The 17,347-nt window shown below is 64.1% G+C and carries 17 protein-coding genes and 1 pseudogene; 7 read left to right on the forward strand and 11 right to left on the reverse strand.

All coding sequences use genetic code 11. The features are described 5' to 3' along the window. Window positions 1–73: 73 nt before the first annotated feature. A complete protein-coding gene (locus CTP10_RS28555) occupies window positions 74–544 on the reverse strand; it encodes a helix-turn-helix domain-containing protein (protein WP_116322457.1) in 471 nt (156 codons plus the stop codon). A gap of 161 nt (window positions 545–705) precedes the next feature. Here CTP10_RS28555 and CTP10_RS28560 point away from each other — a divergent pair, with 161 nt between their 5' ends. After that, window positions 706–921 (forward strand): DUF2188 domain-containing protein, encoded by a 216-nt coding sequence (locus CTP10_RS28560; protein WP_116322458.1) that lies wholly within the window; start codon window positions 706–708, stop codon window positions 919–921. A gap of 44 nt (window positions 922–965) precedes the next feature. On the opposite strand, the pseudogene CTP10_RS28565 reads toward CTP10_RS28560, so the two are convergent. From CTP10_RS28565 to CTP10_RS28575, 3 genes and pseudogenes are all read right to left on the reverse strand, one after another. Beyond that, window positions 966–1,663, reverse strand: a pseudogene (locus CTP10_RS28565) (TonB-dependent receptor); the annotation flags it as partial. After that, window positions 1,642–2,853, reverse strand: a complete 1,212-nt coding sequence (locus tag CTP10_RS28570) for an acyl-CoA dehydrogenase family protein (protein ID WP_116322459.1) — start codon at window positions 2,851–2,853, stop codon at window positions 1,642–1,644. The pseudogene CTP10_RS28565 and the gene CTP10_RS28570, both read right to left, overlap by 22 nt. Before the next feature lie 13 nt (window positions 2,854–2,866). Next, window positions 2,867–3,619 carry an SDR family NAD(P)-dependent oxidoreductase gene (locus CTP10_RS28575; RefSeq protein ID WP_116322460.1) on the reverse strand — a complete coding sequence of 251 codons (753 nt, stop codon included), beginning with the start codon at window positions 3,617–3,619 and terminating at the stop codon, window positions 2,867–2,869. 135 nt (window positions 3,620–3,754) lie between these two features. Here CTP10_RS28575 and CTP10_RS28580 point away from each other — a divergent pair, with 135 nt between their 5' ends. Then, window positions 3,755–4,420, forward strand: a complete 666-nt coding sequence (locus CTP10_RS28580) for a GntR family transcriptional regulator (RefSeq protein WP_116322461.1) — start codon at window positions 3,755–3,757, stop codon at window positions 4,418–4,420. Window positions 4,421–4,489: 69 nt separating this feature from the next. On the opposite strand, the gene CTP10_RS28585 is transcribed toward CTP10_RS28580, so the two are convergent. Then, a complete protein-coding gene (locus CTP10_RS28585) occupies window positions 4,490–5,365 on the reverse strand; it encodes a LysR family transcriptional regulator (RefSeq protein WP_116322462.1) in 876 nt (291 codons plus the stop codon). A 127-nt stretch (window positions 5,366–5,492) separates the two neighbouring features. Here CTP10_RS28585 and argH point away from each other — a divergent pair, with 127 nt between their 5' ends. Both argH and CTP10_RS28595 read left to right on the forward strand, forming a co-directional pair. Next, window positions 5,493–6,998: an argininosuccinate lyase gene (argH, locus tag CTP10_RS28590; protein ID WP_116322463.1), complete on the forward strand. Its 1,506-nt coding sequence runs from the start codon at window positions 5,493–5,495 to the stop codon at window positions 6,996–6,998. 61 nt (window positions 6,999–7,059) lie between these two features. Continuing rightward, complete coding sequence (locus CTP10_RS28595; RefSeq protein ID WP_116322464.1) at window positions 7,060–8,028, forward strand: Bug family tripartite tricarboxylate transporter substrate binding protein; 969 nt, start codon at window positions 7,060–7,062, stop codon at window positions 8,026–8,028. A gap of 414 nt (window positions 8,029–8,442) precedes the next feature. Here the strand turns inward: CTP10_RS28595 and CTP10_RS28600 are convergent, their stop codons facing one another. From CTP10_RS28600 to CTP10_RS28615, 4 genes are all read right to left on the reverse strand, one after another. Next, complete coding sequence (locus tag CTP10_RS28600; RefSeq protein ID WP_116322465.1) at window positions 8,443–8,859, reverse strand: VOC family protein; 417 nt, start codon at window positions 8,857–8,859, stop codon at window positions 8,443–8,445. 213 nt (window positions 8,860–9,072) lie between these two features. Next, complete coding sequence (locus CTP10_RS28605; protein WP_233528326.1) at window positions 9,073–9,354, reverse strand: hypothetical protein; 282 nt, start codon at window positions 9,352–9,354, stop codon at window positions 9,073–9,075. 182 nt (window positions 9,355–9,536) lie between these two features. Beyond that, window positions 9,537–10,529, reverse strand: coding sequence for a tripartite tricarboxylate transporter substrate-binding protein (locus CTP10_RS28610; RefSeq protein ID WP_116322467.1), 993 nt, complete (start codon window positions 10,527–10,529; stop codon window positions 9,537–9,539). A gap of 35 nt (window positions 10,530–10,564) precedes the next feature. After that, on the reverse strand, window positions 10,565–11,731 hold the full coding sequence (locus CTP10_RS28615) for a mandelate racemase/muconate lactonizing enzyme family protein (RefSeq protein ID WP_116322468.1): 1,167 nt from the start codon (window positions 11,729–11,731) through the stop codon (window positions 10,565–10,567). Between the two features lie 110 nt (window positions 11,732–11,841). Between CTP10_RS28615 and CTP10_RS28620 the strand changes: the two genes are divergently transcribed. Beyond that, window positions 11,842–12,747: a LysR family transcriptional regulator gene (locus CTP10_RS28620; protein ID WP_116322469.1), complete on the forward strand. Its 906-nt coding sequence runs from the start codon at window positions 11,842–11,844 to the stop codon at window positions 12,745–12,747. 11 nt (window positions 12,748–12,758) lie between these two features. Here CTP10_RS28620 and CTP10_RS28625 read toward each other — a convergent pair whose 3' ends face one another. Both CTP10_RS28625 and CTP10_RS28630 read right to left on the reverse strand, forming a co-directional pair. Beyond that, complete coding sequence (locus CTP10_RS28625; protein ID WP_233528327.1) at window positions 12,759–14,141, reverse strand: oligosaccharide flippase family protein; 1,383 nt, start codon at window positions 14,139–14,141, stop codon at window positions 12,759–12,761. A 36-nt stretch (window positions 14,142–14,177) separates the two neighbouring features. Next, entirely contained in the window at window positions 14,178–14,531 is a 354-nt protein-coding gene (locus CTP10_RS28630; RefSeq protein WP_147316281.1) for a hypothetical protein, read from the reverse strand. A 405-nt stretch (window positions 14,532–14,936) separates the two neighbouring features. Here CTP10_RS28630 and CTP10_RS28635 point away from each other — a divergent pair, with 405 nt between their 5' ends. Both CTP10_RS28635 and CTP10_RS28640 read left to right on the forward strand, forming a co-directional pair. Beyond that, window positions 14,937–15,503 carry a BON domain-containing protein gene (locus CTP10_RS28635; protein WP_233528328.1) on the forward strand — a complete coding sequence of 189 codons (567 nt, stop codon included), beginning with the start codon at window positions 14,937–14,939 and terminating at the stop codon, window positions 15,501–15,503. A 256-nt stretch (window positions 15,504–15,759) separates the two neighbouring features. Continuing rightward, window positions 15,760–17,333, forward strand: a protein-coding gene (locus CTP10_RS28640; protein ID WP_271815432.1) for an IS3 family transposase whose coding sequence is annotated in 2 segments (ribosomal slippage) — window positions 15,760–16,189 and window positions 16,189–17,333 — 1,575 coding nt in all. Because the reading frame shifts where the segments join, the coding sequence is not laid out codon by codon here. Window positions 17,334–17,347 lie beyond the last annotated feature (14 nt).

Genomic DNA, 17,347 nt, shown 5'->3' on the forward strand with positions numbered 1-17,347 from the left:
CGGCTGATTTTTGCTTTGTGTCGACGGGCACATACGCCCCCTTTTTGCTGGCCACGGACAGCGGTGACGCGCGCTAGGCCCGTTTGGAGCGCATCCCGGAATCCCGGTGCTCGCCTGGAACCGGATCGACCAACACCGCCAGGGCATCGATGAGCGCCCGCATTCGCTTCGGCGTAAATCGCCTGGGTTCGATGGGGTACATCATCATCCACCCATCCCCCATGGCGACAAGCTGATCGGTGAGTATATCGGCCGGAATATCGTTGCGGATCGCCCCGCTTTCCCGGGCGGACTCCAGCATCGTCCCGAAACGGTCGAATGCGCTTTCCATCAGGGCAACGACCAGTTCCTCCTTGTTCGCAAAGTAGTACGTCACCGCACCGGTGGTGTAGCCCGCGTGCCTGGCCACCTTCCGCAGCGATGCGTTGGCATATCCTTCGTCCGCAATCACCGATGATGCTGCCCTCAACAATGCCTTCCGTTTCGCTTCACTGTCGCCGATCGGACGACCCCGGGTCGAGACCTGCTCGATATTGACGGGCACAACAAACCATCACTTGATGATGCTTTGTTACCACGTACCCTCAAAAAGAGGGATATGCCAGGAATAACATAGGTGGGCAATATGTCTCTTGCCGAGTGTTTTGACGCATTCGGTCTTCGCGACGCCCTCTCTGCGCAGCGGGCATTTTCTTGGGAATTACTATGCAAACGCGAATTGTTCGCGTTATGCCTGCGGAAATTGGTTGGGCGCTCGAACTGGCCAGCCTCGACATGGCGCCCCAGAAATTCCCAACGATGGAGGCAGCGATCGCCGCGGGCTGGTCGCTGGCTACACGTGAGAAGGCAGAACTGCATATACATCGCCACGATGGTGGTGTCGTTCTGCGCAGTGCGTGGAGCGACATAGAGCCGGGGTGACTTCCGGGCCGGCCCGCCAGCATGTGGCGCCGCTTCCCTGCCTTTCAGAATTTGTATTTGACCCCCGCGTAGAACGCGCGCCCGACACCCGGATAGAACACCGAGGTATTGGCCGTACGCGCATCGGCGACGGTGCTGAAATCGCTGATATAGCGTTTGTCAGCCAGGTTGCGCGCATCCAGGAACAAGGTCACGCCGCGCTCGAATTCGTAGCTGGCTTCAATCCCGAACAGCACATAGGACGGCACCTTCAACGTGTTGGCGTAATCTCGCGCCGGTTGCGATAGGCCTTCACGCCAGCCATCAGGGCAACCGTCGGCGCTACGTACAGCCGGTCTTCCAGGTAGGCCTCATAGTTGTAGGCGTCTTGCCTGGCATTCAGCGTCTGCGCGCCGCGGGTACCATTGACGTTGATGTACTGGCGGGCGTCATTATTGCCGCCGAAGAAACGCAGCCCGGCGATCACCTCGTTGCGCATGCCGCCGAGCGTGAACCGGCCCGTGTAGCGCGGCGCGAACCCGTATGTCCAGCTGTCCTGGTCGATGACCTGGAAAATGGGGTGGTACAGGTCCTTGTGGATGCCCCATGTGGTGAAGTCGACTTGCCCGTTGTCCAGCTTGACGCTGGTGACATTGGCCAGGCGCACGGTCCGCGTGTTGCGGGCCTGGTCTCCGGCGAGTGCGCTCGCGGAGGCCATGCGCGAGTTGTTCAGCGCATCGTTCAGCGACAATGCGCCGGGCAGCCCTGCTGCGACGCCCCCAGCGTATCGCGCTTGATCTTCTTCGCCAGCGACCACTTGTGGACCTCGGTCGGGCCGTCGTAGATCCGGAACGCACGCAGCTCCCGGAACGCCTGCTCGACGATGGTGTCGCGCGACACGCCGTTGCCGCCCAGAATCTGCACGCAACGGTCCGCGACGCGGAACAATGCTTCGGAGACCGCAACCTTGGCCATCGAGCTTTCGGCGGTGCCCGCCGAACCTGTGTCGAGCACGCCGGCGCACCAGTCGATCATCAGCGCAGCCTGCTGCAGGTCGATCAGGTTTTCTGCCAGCATGAAGCCGACGCCTTCATGGTCGATCAGCAGCTTGCCGAACGCCTTGCGCGTCGTGGCGTAGGCCCGTGCGATCTCATCGGCGCGCGTGACCGTGCCGAACCAGCGCATGCAATGGGAAAGCCGCGCCGGCGACAGCCGTACCTGGGCATAGCGAAAGCCTTCGTTCACCTCGCCCAGTACCTGGTCGGCAGGCACGCGCAGGCCGTCAATGAGGACCAGCGCATGCCCGCCCGGCATGGAGCTGTCGATCGTGTCGAGCACGCGCTCGGTCCGGATGGCCGGGTGCGGCAGGTCGACGAGGAACATCGTGGCCTGCGCGCGCTCGCCCTCGCCGGTTCGTGCCATCACGATGCCCACGCTGGCACCTTCGGCGCCGGTGATGAACTTCTTGCGGCCGTTGAGCACCCAGTCATCGCCATCGCGAACCGCCGTGGTGCGCAGCATCGACGGGTCCGACCCTGCGCCGTCCTCTTCCGCGGGCTCGGTCATGAAGAACGCCGAGCGGGCGTCCCCACGGATCAGCGGATCAAGGAACCGCGCCTTCTGCGCCGCGGATGCCACCTTGCCCAGCAGGAACATGTTGCCTTCGTCGGGCGCCATGGTATTGACGGCGACCGGACCAAGCGGAGACAAGCCCGAGCGCTTGAGCACGGCGGCCGTTTCGCGCTGGTTCAGGTGGCTGCCATCGGCAAGGATATGCGGCGTCATGACGCCCGCCTCGCGCGCCCTGGCGCGAAGCTCCTCGACCAGCTCGGCCGAAGGGCCATGCGCAGTGCAGCGCGGATCCTGTTCGTACGGCGCCACGACATCGCGCACAAAGCGCTCGACGCGGTCCGCGATCTCCCGGCTTCTTTCGGTGGGACAGGGGGTGAACATGGGTCTCATTCCCTCAGAGTGTGTTGACCAGATGGCCGCCGTCAACGGCGAGCACGGTGCCCGTCATGTAGCGCGAAGCATCGGACGCCAGCAACAGCAGCGGCCCGTCCAGATCCTCGAGCTGCCCCAGGCGGCGCTGCGGAATGCGCTGAATGAGCGCCTTGCCGGCATCGGTCTGCCAGAAGTCGCGGTTCAGCTCGGTATCGATGTAGCCGGGCGCAAGGGCGTTCACGCGAATGCCATGGCGCGCCCATTCCAGGGCGAGCGTCTTGGTCAGCTGCACGACGCCCGCCTTGGAAACAGCATAGGACACCACGCCACCCGCCTGCCGCAGGCCCAGGATCGACGCCACGTTGATGATGCTGCCGCCACCGCGCTCGCGCATGCCGGGGGCCAGTGCCTGCGCCATGAAGAACAGGCCCTTGAGATTGGTGTCCAGCACCTGATCCCAGTCTTCCTCTGAATGCGCAAGCGCCGGCCCTTCGCGTACCAGCCCGGCGTTGTTGACCAGGATGTCGATGGGCCCGGCTTCTTCCACCAGCGCCGCGCGCGACGCGGCGCTGGTCACATCGAGCGCCACGCAGCGGGCACGCCCGAATTGCTCCACCTGTTTCGCCACCGACTGCAGCGCATCCAAGCGGCGTGCCGCCAGCACCACTTCAGCGCCGTGGGCCGCCAGCAGTCGCGAAAAGTGCGCGCCAAGCCCGCTCGATGCGCCCGTAACCAGCGCCCGCTTGCCGGCAAGGCCGAGCAACGTATCCCCCATGAGTGTCTCCGTTCGTTTGCATGATAGGATCGAATTGTAGGATGATTTCATCCCATGTCAATGACTCGGGAATTGATGTCCGGGCAATCCATTAGAATGGCGCCCGTGCCACGACCGACCTCTCCTTCCTCCGCCATGTCCATCGATACCCCCGTTGCGCCCCCCCGGGCGGACAGCAGCGCGTCTGACACGGTGTTCTTCGGGATCATGAATGGCCTGGAGCTGGGCAGCTTCGTGCCCGGCCAGCGGCTCGTGGAAACAGATCTCGTCGCCCAGTTTGGCGTGGGCCGCAATTCGGTGCGCGAGGCGCTGCAGCGGCTGGCCGCCGAGGGCATTGTCGACCTGCCGCGCCATCGCGGCGCGATCATCCGCCGGCTGACCTTGCAGGAAACCCTCGATGTCCTCGATGTCGCCGAGCGCATGACCGGCCTGCTTGCGCGCGCGGCCACGCGCGGCAGCGGTAACCGGGCACTGGCCCAGGCGCTGCGCGCTTCGGTACAGGCGTTCGTCGCCGCGGAGAAGGCGCATGACGACGAGGCCTTCTCCAGCGCCAGGCGGAATTTCTATCGCACGCTGCTGGAAATGGGCGACAACCGGGAACTGCGCCGGCTGTTCCCGACCATCCATATGCCGATCGTGCACGCGCAGCATCGACTGTCTTCATTGCGACAGATGCGGCTGGACGACTACCGGCACATCGCCATGGCCGTGCTGGCTGGCGACCCTCAGACGGCCGAGGCTGCCGGCACTGCGCACGTGCAGAACGTCCGCCGTGCGATCGTGGAGCGGCAGCCGGCCTGAGGTGACTGAGGGCCCGGCACTACACCGTTGCGATCGCTGGCAGCGGCTGAACCGTCGGTTCAGGCCTGCTTATCCGGTGACACGCCGCAGGCACGCAAGAAACCATTGCGCCAGCGCCGGCACCGGCCGCTGCGGATTCAACAGGATGTGGCTCTGGAACACGACCACCGGATCGAACGGCATCGCCTTGACGCCGGCGGGTTTCAGGCTGCGTACCACCAGCGGATTGACCACGCTCACGCCCAGTCCCATGCCGACCATCGTGCAGATGGTTGCGGCGTAGGGTGTTTCCAGCGTCAGCACGCGCCGGTCATCCGGCACGAACGCCGCGTCGACGGTCGTGCGCGTGCCATCGCCGTGGGTCAGCGAGATAAAGGGCTCGCCGACGAGGTCGCTGGCATGGATACGCCGCTTGCGCGCCAGCCGGTGCGTGGCCGGCACGATGCACACACCGTCCTCGCGCCGCAGCAGTTCACTGCGGATACCGGTGGTCTCCGCCATGTACGACACCAGGCCGATGTCGCAAAAGCGGGCAGCGGTCCATTTGGCCACCGTCGGCGAGTCGTTGGTGTGCACGGCGATCGGCACGTCCGGATAGCGCGCGCGGAACGCGAGGATTGCCTGGGGCATCACGCTCATCGCGATCGACGGCACCGTGCCGATGCGCAAGGTCCCCACGCCGGACTCACGGATGGAGCGCGCGGAGGCGCGCAGGCTGTCGAGCCCCACGAAGGAACGCTCGACGTCAAGGAACAGCGCATCGGCCTCGTCCGTGGGCACGAGCCGGTGGCCGACACGCTCGAACAGCCGGAAGCCTGCCTCCCGTTCCAGCAGGCTGATCAGGCGGCTGATATTCGGCTGCGAGGTATGCAGCTGCGCCGCCGCTTCCGTCATGGAGCGCGTCAGCATGACGGCGCGAAAAGCTTCGATCTGCTTGTAGTTCATGGCGGCAACATGCTGGCGAAGGCAGGTCGAGCATATCAAATCCTTATAGTCGCGTCCAAATTACTGATTTGACGTTATATGACGCGCATTTCCATACTGTCTCCAACCTTTCCGGAGATCGAACAGCATGGAATCCAAAGTCAGCCGCCGCCTGACGCAGCCCACTGCCGCCGAGGTTTGCGAGCATATCTACCTGCCCCGCCTGATGCGCGAGTTCGGCAGCGGTTTCCGTTATCTCACCGACATCAACCAGGCGCACCTGCTGATGCTGCACGGCAGCGCGCTGATCCCGGCCGACGTGGCCGCGGTGCTGGCACAGGCATTGCTGCGCATCGAGACCGAAGGCGCGCAGGCCGTGGCGCTGGATCCGGCCCGCGAGGACGCGTATTTCAACTACGAGGCCCACCTGATGCAGATTGCCGGCGCAGACGCCGGCGGACGCCTGCATGTCGCGCGCAGCCGCAACGACATCCTGGCCACGCATGACCGCCTGCGCGCGCGCGACCTTGCGCTCGACCTGCTGGAAGCGATGCTGGCCGTGCGCACGGTCGCGCTGGACAAGGCCGAGGCCTACGCCGATGTGGTAATGCCCGGCTATACCCACCTGCAGGCCGCGCAGCCGATCACGTATGGCTACTACCTGGCCGGCGTGGCCGAAGCGCTCGGCCGCGATATCACGCGCATGCAACACGCGCTGGCGGCGCTGGACGCATGCCCGCTGGGTGCCGGCGCGCTGGCGGGCACGGCGTTTGCCATCGACCGGGAAGCGACCGCGCGCTGGCTGGGATTCAGCACCTTTGCGCCCAATTCGCTCGACGCGGTGGCGTCGCGCGACTTTGCCTGGGAGATGCTGTCGGCGATCACGATCGGCGCGGTGAGCTGGGGCCGCGTCGCGCAGGACCTCTATATCTGGGCGACGCCGGAGTTTGGCCTGATCGACTTCCCGGACAGCGTGGCCGGCACCTCCAGCATCATGCCGCAGAAGAAGAACCCGGTCGTGCTCGAATACCTGAAAGGCAAGGGCGGCCATATGCTTGGCCTGCTGACGGGAGCGCTGGCCGCGCTCAAGGGCAGCCACTTTACCCATTCCGGCGACGGCAACCGCGAGAGCATGCGCGGCTTCTGGGAAGCCGGCGATGAATGCCTGCGCTGCCTGTCGCTGCTGCGCCTGGTGATCGACACCGCGACCCCGCAGCAGACTGGCATGCTGACGCGCGCCAGCCGCGACTTCTCCACGGCCACCGATCTCGCCGATGCGCTGGTGCGCGACGCCGCAATGTCGTTCCGGCAGGCGCACCACGTCGTCGGCGCCGTGGTGCGCGATGCGCTCGACCAGCATCTGCCCGCCAGCGAGATCAGCGCCGCCATGGTCGACGAGGCCGCCATGCGCGTGGCAGGCCGCCCCGCCGGCCTGGACGCCGCCGCGGTCGCCCGCTGCCTGGATCCCAGGCAAGGGGTCGCGGCGCGCATGGCCGCAGGTGGTCCTGCGCCGGCTCTGGTGCGCGCAAACGTCACCGCGCAACGCGCCGCGACTACGCAGGCACAGCAGGCCCGCGACGCCACTTGCGCGCGCCTGGATACGGCCCGCGACGCGCTCAAGCGCTCGCTCGGACACCTCGCCTCGTTGCACTGACGGACGCCGCGCACCGCAGCCGGCATTGCCTATATCCTTGCCCCACGGAGAACCTGCCCCCATGAAAACCCTCGCCAATGCCCTGGTTGCCACGTGCGTGACGCTCGCGACAAGTCTTGCCCTGGCCGGCCCCTACCCCGACAAGCCGATCCGCATGGTCGTGCCCTTTCCGCCCGGCGGCACCACCGACCTGCTCGGCCGCGTGCTCGCGACCCGGCTGTCCGAAACGCTGGGCCAGCAGGTCGTGGTCGACAACCGTCCGGGCGCAGGCGGCACCATCGGCTCCGACGTGGTGGCCAAGGCGCCGGCAGATGGCTACACGCTGCTGTTCGGCACGGTGGGCACGCAGTCCATCAACGCGTCGCTGTACAAGAAGCTGCCGTTCGATACGCAGAAGGACTTCACGCCAGTCGCGCTGTTCGCCGGCGTGCCCAACATCCTGGTGGTCAATCCCAATGTGCCGGCAAAGACCGTGCAGGAACTGATGAGCTACGCCAGGAGCCATCCCGGCGCGCTCAATATGGGTTCGGCCGGCAATGGCACCACCAACCACCTGTCCGGCGAGTTGTTCAAATCGATGGCAAAGGTGAAGATCGTCCACGTACCCTATAAGGGTAGCGGCCCGGCCATGGCCGACCTGCTCGCCAACCAGGTCCAGTTGATGTTCGACAACCTGCCCGGCTCGCTGCCGCACGTGAAGGCCGGGCGCCTGCGCGCGCTGGCCGTGACCAGCGCCACGCGCTCCCCCGCGCTGCCCGACGTTCCGACCATGGCCGAGGCCGGCGTGACCGGCTACGAAGCCGATGTATGGTTCGGCGTGGTGGGACCGCGCAACTTGCCGCCCGAGGTGGTCACCCGCCTGTCGCAGGAAATCACGCGCATCGCGCAGGACAAGTCCATGCGCGACAAGCTGGTGCAGGCGGGAGCGTCGCCGCTGACGTCGACGCAGGACCAGTTCTCGCTGCGGATCCGCAAGGATATGGAGAAGTGGGCCAGGCTGGTGAAGGAATCGGGCGCGAGTATCGACTGAGCTGGCCGAGGGACCGAGGCTGAGGGATCTGCCCGCACCATGCGCCTATGGCGCGCGCGTCGCAGGCCGCGTGTCGCGCACGGTGGTAGGAGCCGGGTACACATCGTCACCGCTCGCGATCGGCTCGCGCGGCGGAGGCGGTGTTGCCCTGGTATCCCTCGGCACGCCCTCGCATCCCGCCAGGCCAGCCGACAGCACGGCAATGACAGCGCCTCCGGCCAGCGCGCAGCGCATGGAGTCGCCTATGTGTGAGATAAAGGTGCGGAATGGCATTTGACGGCCCTTCGAGACAACATTTTGTCTCCTAGCTTAGTCCATTGGCGCACAAGCAGGCACAGGAACTCAACGCACCGCCCACGCTTGCGCGGTTGGGCCGCCTGATCCGGGAGGCATTCCATGCAAGGTGCGTACGCGCTAGTGCGCGTACACGGCCTCCCAGGTCTTGAACCCCTTCACTTCAATCGGGTTACCGAAGGGGTCGATGAAAAACATCGTCCACTGCTCGCCCGCCTCGCCTTCGAATCGCACTTGCGGCGCCAGTACGAATTCCGTACCGGCCGCCGTCAGGCGGTCGGCCAGTGCGCGCCATTCAGGCAGCAGCAAGATAATGCCGAAGTGCGGCATCGGTACGAGGGCATTGCCCACGCGCCCGGTGCGCGCGGTCTCGAACGGCTTGCCGAGGTGAAGCGAAATCTGGTGGCCAAAGAAATCGAAATCGACCCAGGTGTCGGTGCTGCGGCCTTCCTTGCAGCCAAGCACGCCGCCGTAGAAGCGGCGCGCCTCCCCGAGATCGGTGATATTGAACGCCAGGTGAAAAACGGACTGCGTCATGGTTCGTCAGGTGCCGGTTTAGGGGAAAGTGGGATTATGCGCGATCCCGCGCCGAAGTGACGCTACCCCGAATGACGCTACCGGCACGCGTGGGCACGCGTGCCGGTGGTCGCCCGGCCCGGAGAGAGACGGGACTCGCTGGCTGAAGGAAGTTGTCAAACAATGCGCCAGCGCAAAGACGCTCTGTTACCAGGCGTCTCGCGTTTGTCAGGATCAGGATGCCGCCGACTGCAAGAGATCGTCGACGCCTGGCTGCTCTTTCGTCCGGCTTTGACTGGTTTTGTTGACGTAGCCCTCCTGCGCGCAGGCGCTTGGCGTAACGCCCTGGTTGCGGAGATGGGCCGCGACCGTCTCGCACCATTCGAGCAACTGGTGCTTGTCAAGATCCGCAACCACGTCTTCGCCGAATATGTTCGAAAGCTCAAGCGCGACCCCTGAAAATGCGGCCCCGTCGTCTCGAATGGTCAATACTCCGTCACCATCGTGGTCGTACATCTCGATCCTTGTGGCAGACATACCGTTACCTCCTGAAGCTTCGTAACTGTCACTTGATTCGTCACCGTCATCTCAGGCGCTCCTGCCTTGCCGGTCGCTTGGCTAGCGTATCTATCCTAGAAGATCGGCTTCCCTGCCCCAAGGGGATACGGCGTGCGCATTGTGCTCAGAATCCGGCGAAATCACTCCGGCTGAATGCCAGCGTCCTTGATGACCTTCGTCCACCGGTTAGCTTCGTCGTCGAAGAACTTCTTGTGGCCTGCCGGTGAGAGACGGTCGTCCGCGACAACCGTAATGCCCAATGCCTCTTCACGTTTGATTAGCGCCGGATCCTTCAGCGCTGCGCGCAGGGCCTTGTTGATTTTCTCGAGTACGGCTGGCGGAGTACCGCGCGGCGCATACAACCCATGCCAGACGGTAAAGTTGAATCCCGGCAGGCCGGCTTCGCTGAGAGTCGGAATGCCGGCCAAGGCTGGCACCGTCGATCGTTGGGCGCTCGTCACCCCAAACGCCTTGACCTTCCTGGCTTCGATCTGCGGCGTACTGTTGGTGGCCTGCTCGCACATCAGATCGACTTGCCCACCCATGATGTCGGACATCGCGGGCGCCGTTCCCTTGTACGGTACGAAGGTCATGTTGCTCTTCAGCGTGCTTTGCAGCAGCAGGCTGCAGAGGTGCGACGCCGAGCCCACGCCTGCATTGGCCAGGTTCAACTTTCCGCCATTCGCGGCAATAAACTTCTGCAGTTCAGGCAGGTTGTCTGGCGGCAGGCCGGTCTTGCCGATCAGTGTCGACGGGGCCTCGTTAATCAAGCCCAGGAACTCCAGGTCCGAGGTCTTGTAACCGAGCTTCCTGTACAGTGCGGGCGCGGTCGCCAGGCCGATATGGTGTACCAGCAGCGTATAGCCATCCGGGGTCGCACGGGCGACACGTGCGGTGCCGATGGTACCGCCGGCGCCGGCGGTATTCTCCACCACGACCGTCGTGCCGAGTGTCTTGCGCAGCGATTCGGCGACGTCTCGCGCGATCTTGTCGCTCGGGCCACCAGCCACGAACGGGACAACCAGGGTGACAGGCTTCTCCGGGTATTCGGCACGGGCGTAGCCGGATGCGACGAAGAGGCCGCTAACAATGCACAGGGTTGCGGCGCGGGCAGCCGCTTGCTTGATCCACATGGTTGTCTCCGATTATGTTTTTGGGATGCTGCGGCTTAGGCCGACAGTTGCTGCATCACGCTATACAGGTCTGATTTGCCTTCGAAGCCAATACCGGGCAGGTCCGGCATCGTGAGGTAGCCCTTCTCGACCTTGATGCCATCGGGGAATCCACCGAATGGCTGGAACAAGTCGGGGTAGGTCTCATTGCCCCCCAGGCCCAGTCCCGCGGCAATGTTCAGCGACATCTGGTGACCGCCGTGCGGAATGCAGCGGCTGGCCGACCAGCCGTGCTCCCTGAGCATGTCGAGCGTTCGAAGGTATTCCACCAGGCCATAGCTGAGGGCGCAGTCAAATTGCAGGTAGTCGCGATCCGGGCGCATGCCGCCGTAGCGGATCAGGTTGCGGGCGTCCTGCATCGAGAAGAGGTCTTCGCCGGTGGCCATCGGCTTGTCGTAGTAGTTGCGCAGCGTGGCTTGCAGTTCGAAGTCCAGCGGATCGCCCGGCTCCTCGTACCAGAACAGATCGTATTGGGACAGCGCCTTGGCGTACTGGATGGCAGTGTCGAGATCGAAGCGCCCGTTGGCATCGACGGCAAGCTTCTGGCCATCCTGCAGCACGCTCAGGATCGAGTCGATGCGGCGCAGATCCTCGTCCAGCGACGCGCCGCCAATCTTCTTCTTGACCACGGTGTAGCCGCGGTCGATGTAGCTGCGCATCTCGTCCTTGAGCTTGCCGTGGTCCTGGCCGGGGTAGTAGTAGCCGCCGGCGGCATAGACGAACACCTTGCGGTCGGGCTTGCCATTGCCGTAGCGGTCGGCCAGCAACTGGAACAGCGGCTTGCCTTCGATCTTGGCGACAGCATCCCAGACCGCCATGTCGATGGTGCCGATGGCCACGGAACGCTCGCCATGGCCACCCGGCTTCTCGTTCTTGAACATCGTGTCCCAGATCTTGTGCGGATCGAGGTTGTCGCCGGTGGCGTCGACCAGCGACTCAGCATCGGCTTCCAGGATGCGCGGAATGAAGCGCTCGCGCATCAGGGTTCCCTGGCCATACCGGCCGTTGGAATTAAAGCCGTACCCGACTACGGGCTTGCCGTCGCGGATCACGTCGGTGATCACTGCGACCAGGCTCAGCGTCATCTTGCTGAAATCGATGTAGGCGTTGCGGATGGGCGAGCTGATCGGGAAGGTCTTTTCGCGGATTTCTACGATTTTCACTATGTATCTCCTGACTCACATGTGATGAACGCCGGAGCGTCGGAGTACGTAGCTTAGGTGCGGAAAGGCGTACTACAATTGAATCACTTTCATTTCATTATTTTCTTAAGGTGAAGACTGAGATCGCGTCCGAACTGGAGTTCTTCGTCCTGATCGCTCGGCACGGCACTCTGGCGGCCGCGGCGCGCGAAATGGATCTGACACCCCCGGCAGCGACCAAGAGGCTCGCCCTGATGGAAAGCCGGCTTGGCGTTCGCCTGGTGAATCGCACCACGCGGCGCATCAGCCTGACGAACGAAGGCGAAACCTACCTGGCATATGCCCAAAGGATCCTGGCCGACCTCCGCGAGATGGAAAGCGTCGTGGCGAGCAGCGGTGCCGAACCGCGCGGACTGCTCCGCGTCAATGCAACACTCGGCTTCGGACGGACCACCATTGCGCCTCTGGTTTCCGAGTTTGCAAAGCGCTTTACGCAGGTGGAGGTGCAGCTTGAGGTCACGGATCGCCCTGTAGACCTGGTGGACAGTGGAGTCGACCTGGCGATCCGCTTCGGGACGCTTCCGGATAATCGGTTGAGTGCAAGGCGGATCATGTCGAATCGCCGCTTTCTCTGCGCTTCCCCGGTCTACCTGGACAAGTTCGGCTCTCCTGAATCATTGTCCGAACTTCACCAGCATCGCTGCATCATTCACAGGCAGAACGACGAAGCCCACGCCATCTGGCGCTTCGAGCAGGAGGGTCATCACGAAAGCGTGAAGGTCGCCGGGGCGCTATCCAGCAACGATGGGGACATCGTTCTCGGCTGGGCCCTTGATGGGCACGGCATCCTGATCCGTTCCGAGTGGGACCTGGCAAAGTATCTGGAGAGCGGCCGGCTGCGAGTCGTCTTGCCGCAGTTCAGACTGCCGTCGGCCGATCTCTTTGTTTACTACTCGCAGCGCCGTAATCAGACAGCACGCGCGCGCGCCTTCATTGACTTCCTGGTAGCAAGATTTCAGAATTCCGCGACTGCCTGAGGGCAGCCTGTTCACACCGCCCGCTGCCCTGCCGCCATCGGTTCGCGCGATCTGATGAAGAAGCCGATGCCCGCCATCACCGCCACTGCATTGCCGGCGACATAACCATAGACAGCGCCACGTGCCCCGAACATCGGGATAACGATGAGGTCCACCACGATCATGGTGGTCAGCACCAGAAACCACTTTTCCACCAGCCAGCGTGGTTTGCCCAGGTAGACCACCAGCAGCGTCAGTGCGCCGTCCAGGAACACCAGCCCGGATGCCATCGCCGACAGCCTTAGCAGGTCGGCCGCCGCCTCATAGTGGTCACCGTAGATCAGCGAAATAATCCAGGGTGCGCAGAAAGCGAGCACTGCGCCCCCGACGATGCCAGCCGCCAGCATGCCGGCGGCGACGTACAGCACATTGCGGCGTACCCGCGCAAAAGTCGGCTGGGCATAGATCATCAGCGGTGCAACGGAGCTTGCCACGATCGAGCCGAGCAGCATGAAATTATCCAGCACCTGCATGGAAGCGGCATAGCCGCCAAGCTCGAACAGGCTGATATGCGGCTTGAGCAGCAGTTGATCGATACGCTTCGCCAGCAGCATCAACATCAGGCTTACCCAGAATACCGTCCCGTCACGCAGCAGCCTCTTGGCAAGACTGACATCGATGCTGACCGCCACGCGAGGGCTGCGCTTCCGGTAGTGGCGGGCAAGCAGGGACGCGCATATCAGGGCCTCGCCAGCGAACACCCATGCGAACGTCGGCGCCGCGTGGGATCCCGCCAGGTAGAGTCCCCCGATGGCCGCCACCCGGAAAGCCAGGCCGATCATGCCGAACACAACAGCGGGCCGGCTGTTGGTGCTCGCCTGTAGCCAGGCCCGGATGGTTCCGAAGGGCTCATAGAACAGGATGGGTATGCCTATGATGATGGCAGTCAGGACGATGACCTCGTCCTCCTCGGTCAGCGCCACCACCGCCATCACGATCAGGTAGCCCGCGATGGCGGCAGCTTCGCGCAGGGCAAACACATGGATAAGCAACCTGTGCTGGGCTGCGGGGACACGGTCGGCAACCAGTCGCGGGACGACCACTTCGGCCCCACAGATCAGTGCCACCGATGAAGCAATCAGTACCAGCGATTGTGCATACTGGAACTCGGCAAAGCCTTCTGGCCCGATGGCGCGCGCAATCATGCCGATACTGGCGATTCCGAACACTACCTGCAGGCCGCGCTCCAGCACCAGCCAGAGAACGTTCCGGGCAATCTGCATACGCATTGCTAAGCTCTCCTGGGCAACCTCCACAACAATAGGGTAATCGGCGTGACCACAGGGTGCAGGAGCCAGGGCGCTATCACTAGCCCGGCTCCGACATGCGAGCCTTTTCGCGCAGGTCTTGAACATCCAGTTGCGCCACCGCAGCCGGATGCCGTCCCGGGGTCATCGGACCCGACGCGGGGGCCGATGCGGGAGGTCCAGGAAGGGATCTGGTAGCGCGGACGCGAGGAACATCGGCTCCGTATGGCTATGCCCGGAAGCGGGCTGCTCCAGAACGGCTGGCAACGCCGCGCTCAGGCTGGTGCCGTAGTCAAACTCCAGTTGGTGCCCGAGCGAGTCGCCACCGCCGCCATGGTGGATGGTCCCGTCTTCGTCATGGTGATGCAGGACATGCTGTGCATGTTCCACCATGTGCTCGAGCATACGATCCGGAGCGTGCGTGAGATGCCGCCACGGTGCAGAAAGCACCTGCAGGGGCAAGAACAGCACGAGAAGAAAGACCACAATGCGGGACATAGGGGAGATTCTAGGCAAGCGCCGGCCGGTGCTGTGGCGTGTTTTGCGAGGTAGCGCACCAATTTGCCGGCGCTGGGTGAGTCCTCCCTCTTCTCTCGCCGGGTGCCTGCCCTCCAAATGCAAATGCTTCGCCGGGACGTGCGCCCCCCATTGTAAAAAGAACGCCAGGTTGGGCCGAGGCCTCATGTCGGGTGTCATCGAGGCGGCGAGTGAACCGCGGGCGACTTTCATGAAGACACCTCTCTGGCTCTTTGCCTTCGCGGGGTCCGGTTCATGCATTGCCAACTATGCGGACAGGCCGTTCTCCGCTGGGTACAGAATTTGCGGCAATACCGAAGTCCGTGTCGCCTTTCGTCGCAATCCGGCGAGGCCGCACCACAGTCCGTCCACGATTTGGAGATAGACATGAACCAGGGCATGAACCGACGCAACCAGCCAGACTACCGGGGCGGCTTCTCCGACGAAGAGGTCTATGCCGGCGGCTTCGGCGAAAGCAACTTCGGTGTCCTCGACGCCGACCGCAACCGTGGCGGCGGCACCTCCGGCGGCAAGCGTGCCGGGCCGAAGGGCTACCAGCGCTCAGACGAGCGCATCCGCGAGGATGTCTGCGAGCGCCTGATCGAATGCCGCTACCCGGTGCACGATGTGGAAGTCAACGTCGCAGCCGGCGTCGTGACCCTGACAGGTTCGGTGCGCGACCGCGGACTGAAATACCGCATAGAGGAAATCGTCGATGACACCTTCGGGGTGAAGGAAGTCGACAACCGCCTGCGCGCAGACGCGGAATCCGGCACGGCCTCTTCGCAGGGCTCCGCAAGGCCTGGCAGCACCGGAGGCGGGAGAATCAGCGGGCTGAGCACCTCCAGCGCGACGACCGAAGGGTCTTCCGGGGGCAGCGGCGCGGTGTCCCCGGACAAGGCCGGCACGCTCGCGAGCGGGACAGATACAGTAGGGGGATCGACAAAGGGCTAAGGAACAAAGGCCTAAGGAAAGAATCTGACGTCCCACCCTTCAAAGACCAGCTTTCTCGGCCGGTGGCTTGCTGAAGTGTTCTTGTACGAGCCTGGCGGCCGCCTCCCAGAGAGCCGGCGCGCCACGCTGTATGGGCGGCCCGTAACGCGCGAAGACCTGTTCTTCGTTGACCTGATGCGCGGCCCAGGTCCCCCCCCGCGGCAGAATAGATGTCGCCCCTATAGAATTTGAACCCTGGGGGCGATGAGAGAGAGAAGTGGCTCGTTACGGGAAGGATTTCAAGGACCGGGCGGTAGCGCGGTTGTTACCGCCGGAGAGTGCGGCGGTGGAAGTGGTTGCAAGGGAACTGGGTGTGGCAGTGGCCACGCTGGAGCGCTGGCGTGCGGACGCTATGTCCATGCCCGCTCGCGAGCGGGCATGGACAGCGGCGGCCAGGTTTGAGGCGGTGCTGGCGACGGCTGCGATGGACGAGGCCAGCAAGAACGCCTGGTGCCGTGAGAACGGTGTGTATCCGCAGGAGTTGGAGCAGTGGCGTGCTGCCGCCACGCAGGCGCTGGCGGAGCCCGAGGATGCGCGCGCCACCCCTCGCGAGACGAAGGCCGATCGGCGCCGCATCAAGGAACTCGAACGCGAGCTGCGCCGCAAGGAGAAGGCGCTGGCTGAAGCCGCCGCCCTGCTGATACTCTCAAAAAAGCTAGAGGGCATCTTCCCGAAGGACAAGGACGAGGACGCATGATCGGCCTGGAAGATCGCCACACGATGGTCCGCCATATCGAAACCGCGCATGCAGGCGGCGCTCGCCTGCGCCTGGCGTGCGAGGTAGCTGGCATAACCGTGCGCACTCTGCAACGCTGGAAGGCCCACGATGGCCTGGTGGTCGGCGACCGCCGCCCCGGGGCCGAACGGCCCACGCCCGCGCATGCGCTGAGCATTGAGGAGCGCGAACGCATTCTGGCCGTTGCCAACGAGCCGCGCTTCGCCGACATGCCGCCGGCGCGCATCGTACCGATGCTGGCCGACGAGGGTGTCTACCTGGCCAGCGAATCGAGCTTCGGTCGGGTGCTGCGCGCCCATGGGCAGACCCGGCATCGAGGACGCGCTAAGGCGCCGCGCCAGCGCCGTCCGCCCACCACGCACGTGGCCACGGGGCCGCGCCAACTGTGGTGCTGGGACATGACGTATTTGCCGGCCGAGGTCGCCGGGCGCTGGTTTTATCTGTACCTCATCCTGGACGTGTACAGCCGCAAAATCGTGGGCTTCGAGGTCCACGACCGCGACGACGCCGACCACGCGGCGCATCTGGTCAAACGCACAGCGCTGGCCGAGGGCATTCACGCCATGGCGGCCAAGCCGGTGCTGCACGGTGACAACGGCGCCACGCTCAAGGCCACCACGGTGTTGGCGATGTTGCACTGGCTGGGCGTCAAGCCCTCGTACTCGCGTCCGCGGGTGAGCGACGATAACGCCTTCGTGGAAAGCCTGTTCCGCACGGCCAAGTACCGGCCGGAGTTCCCGTCTACAGGCTTTGCCGATCTGGTCACGGCACGTACGTGGGCGGCCCACTTCGTCCACTGGTACAACCATGAGCACCGGCACAGCGGCATCCGCTACGTGAGCCCGGCACAGCGCCATGCCGGAGAGGACAACAAGATTCTGGCCGCGCGCCACGCGCTCTATGTTCAGGCTCGTGACTGCAACCCGCGTCGCTGGTCACGACACACGCGCGACTGGTCGCCAATCGACACGGTCACGCTCAATCCGGAGCGCGAGATTGCCGTGCCCACCGGTGGTATCAAGCCAGGAGCCGAAAACCAGCGTTTGGCTGCATGAATGAGGCGACATCT

The organism is Cupriavidus sp. P-10, from assembly GCF_003402535.2.
Lineage (GTDB): Bacteria > Pseudomonadota > Gammaproteobacteria > Burkholderiales > Burkholderiaceae > Cupriavidus.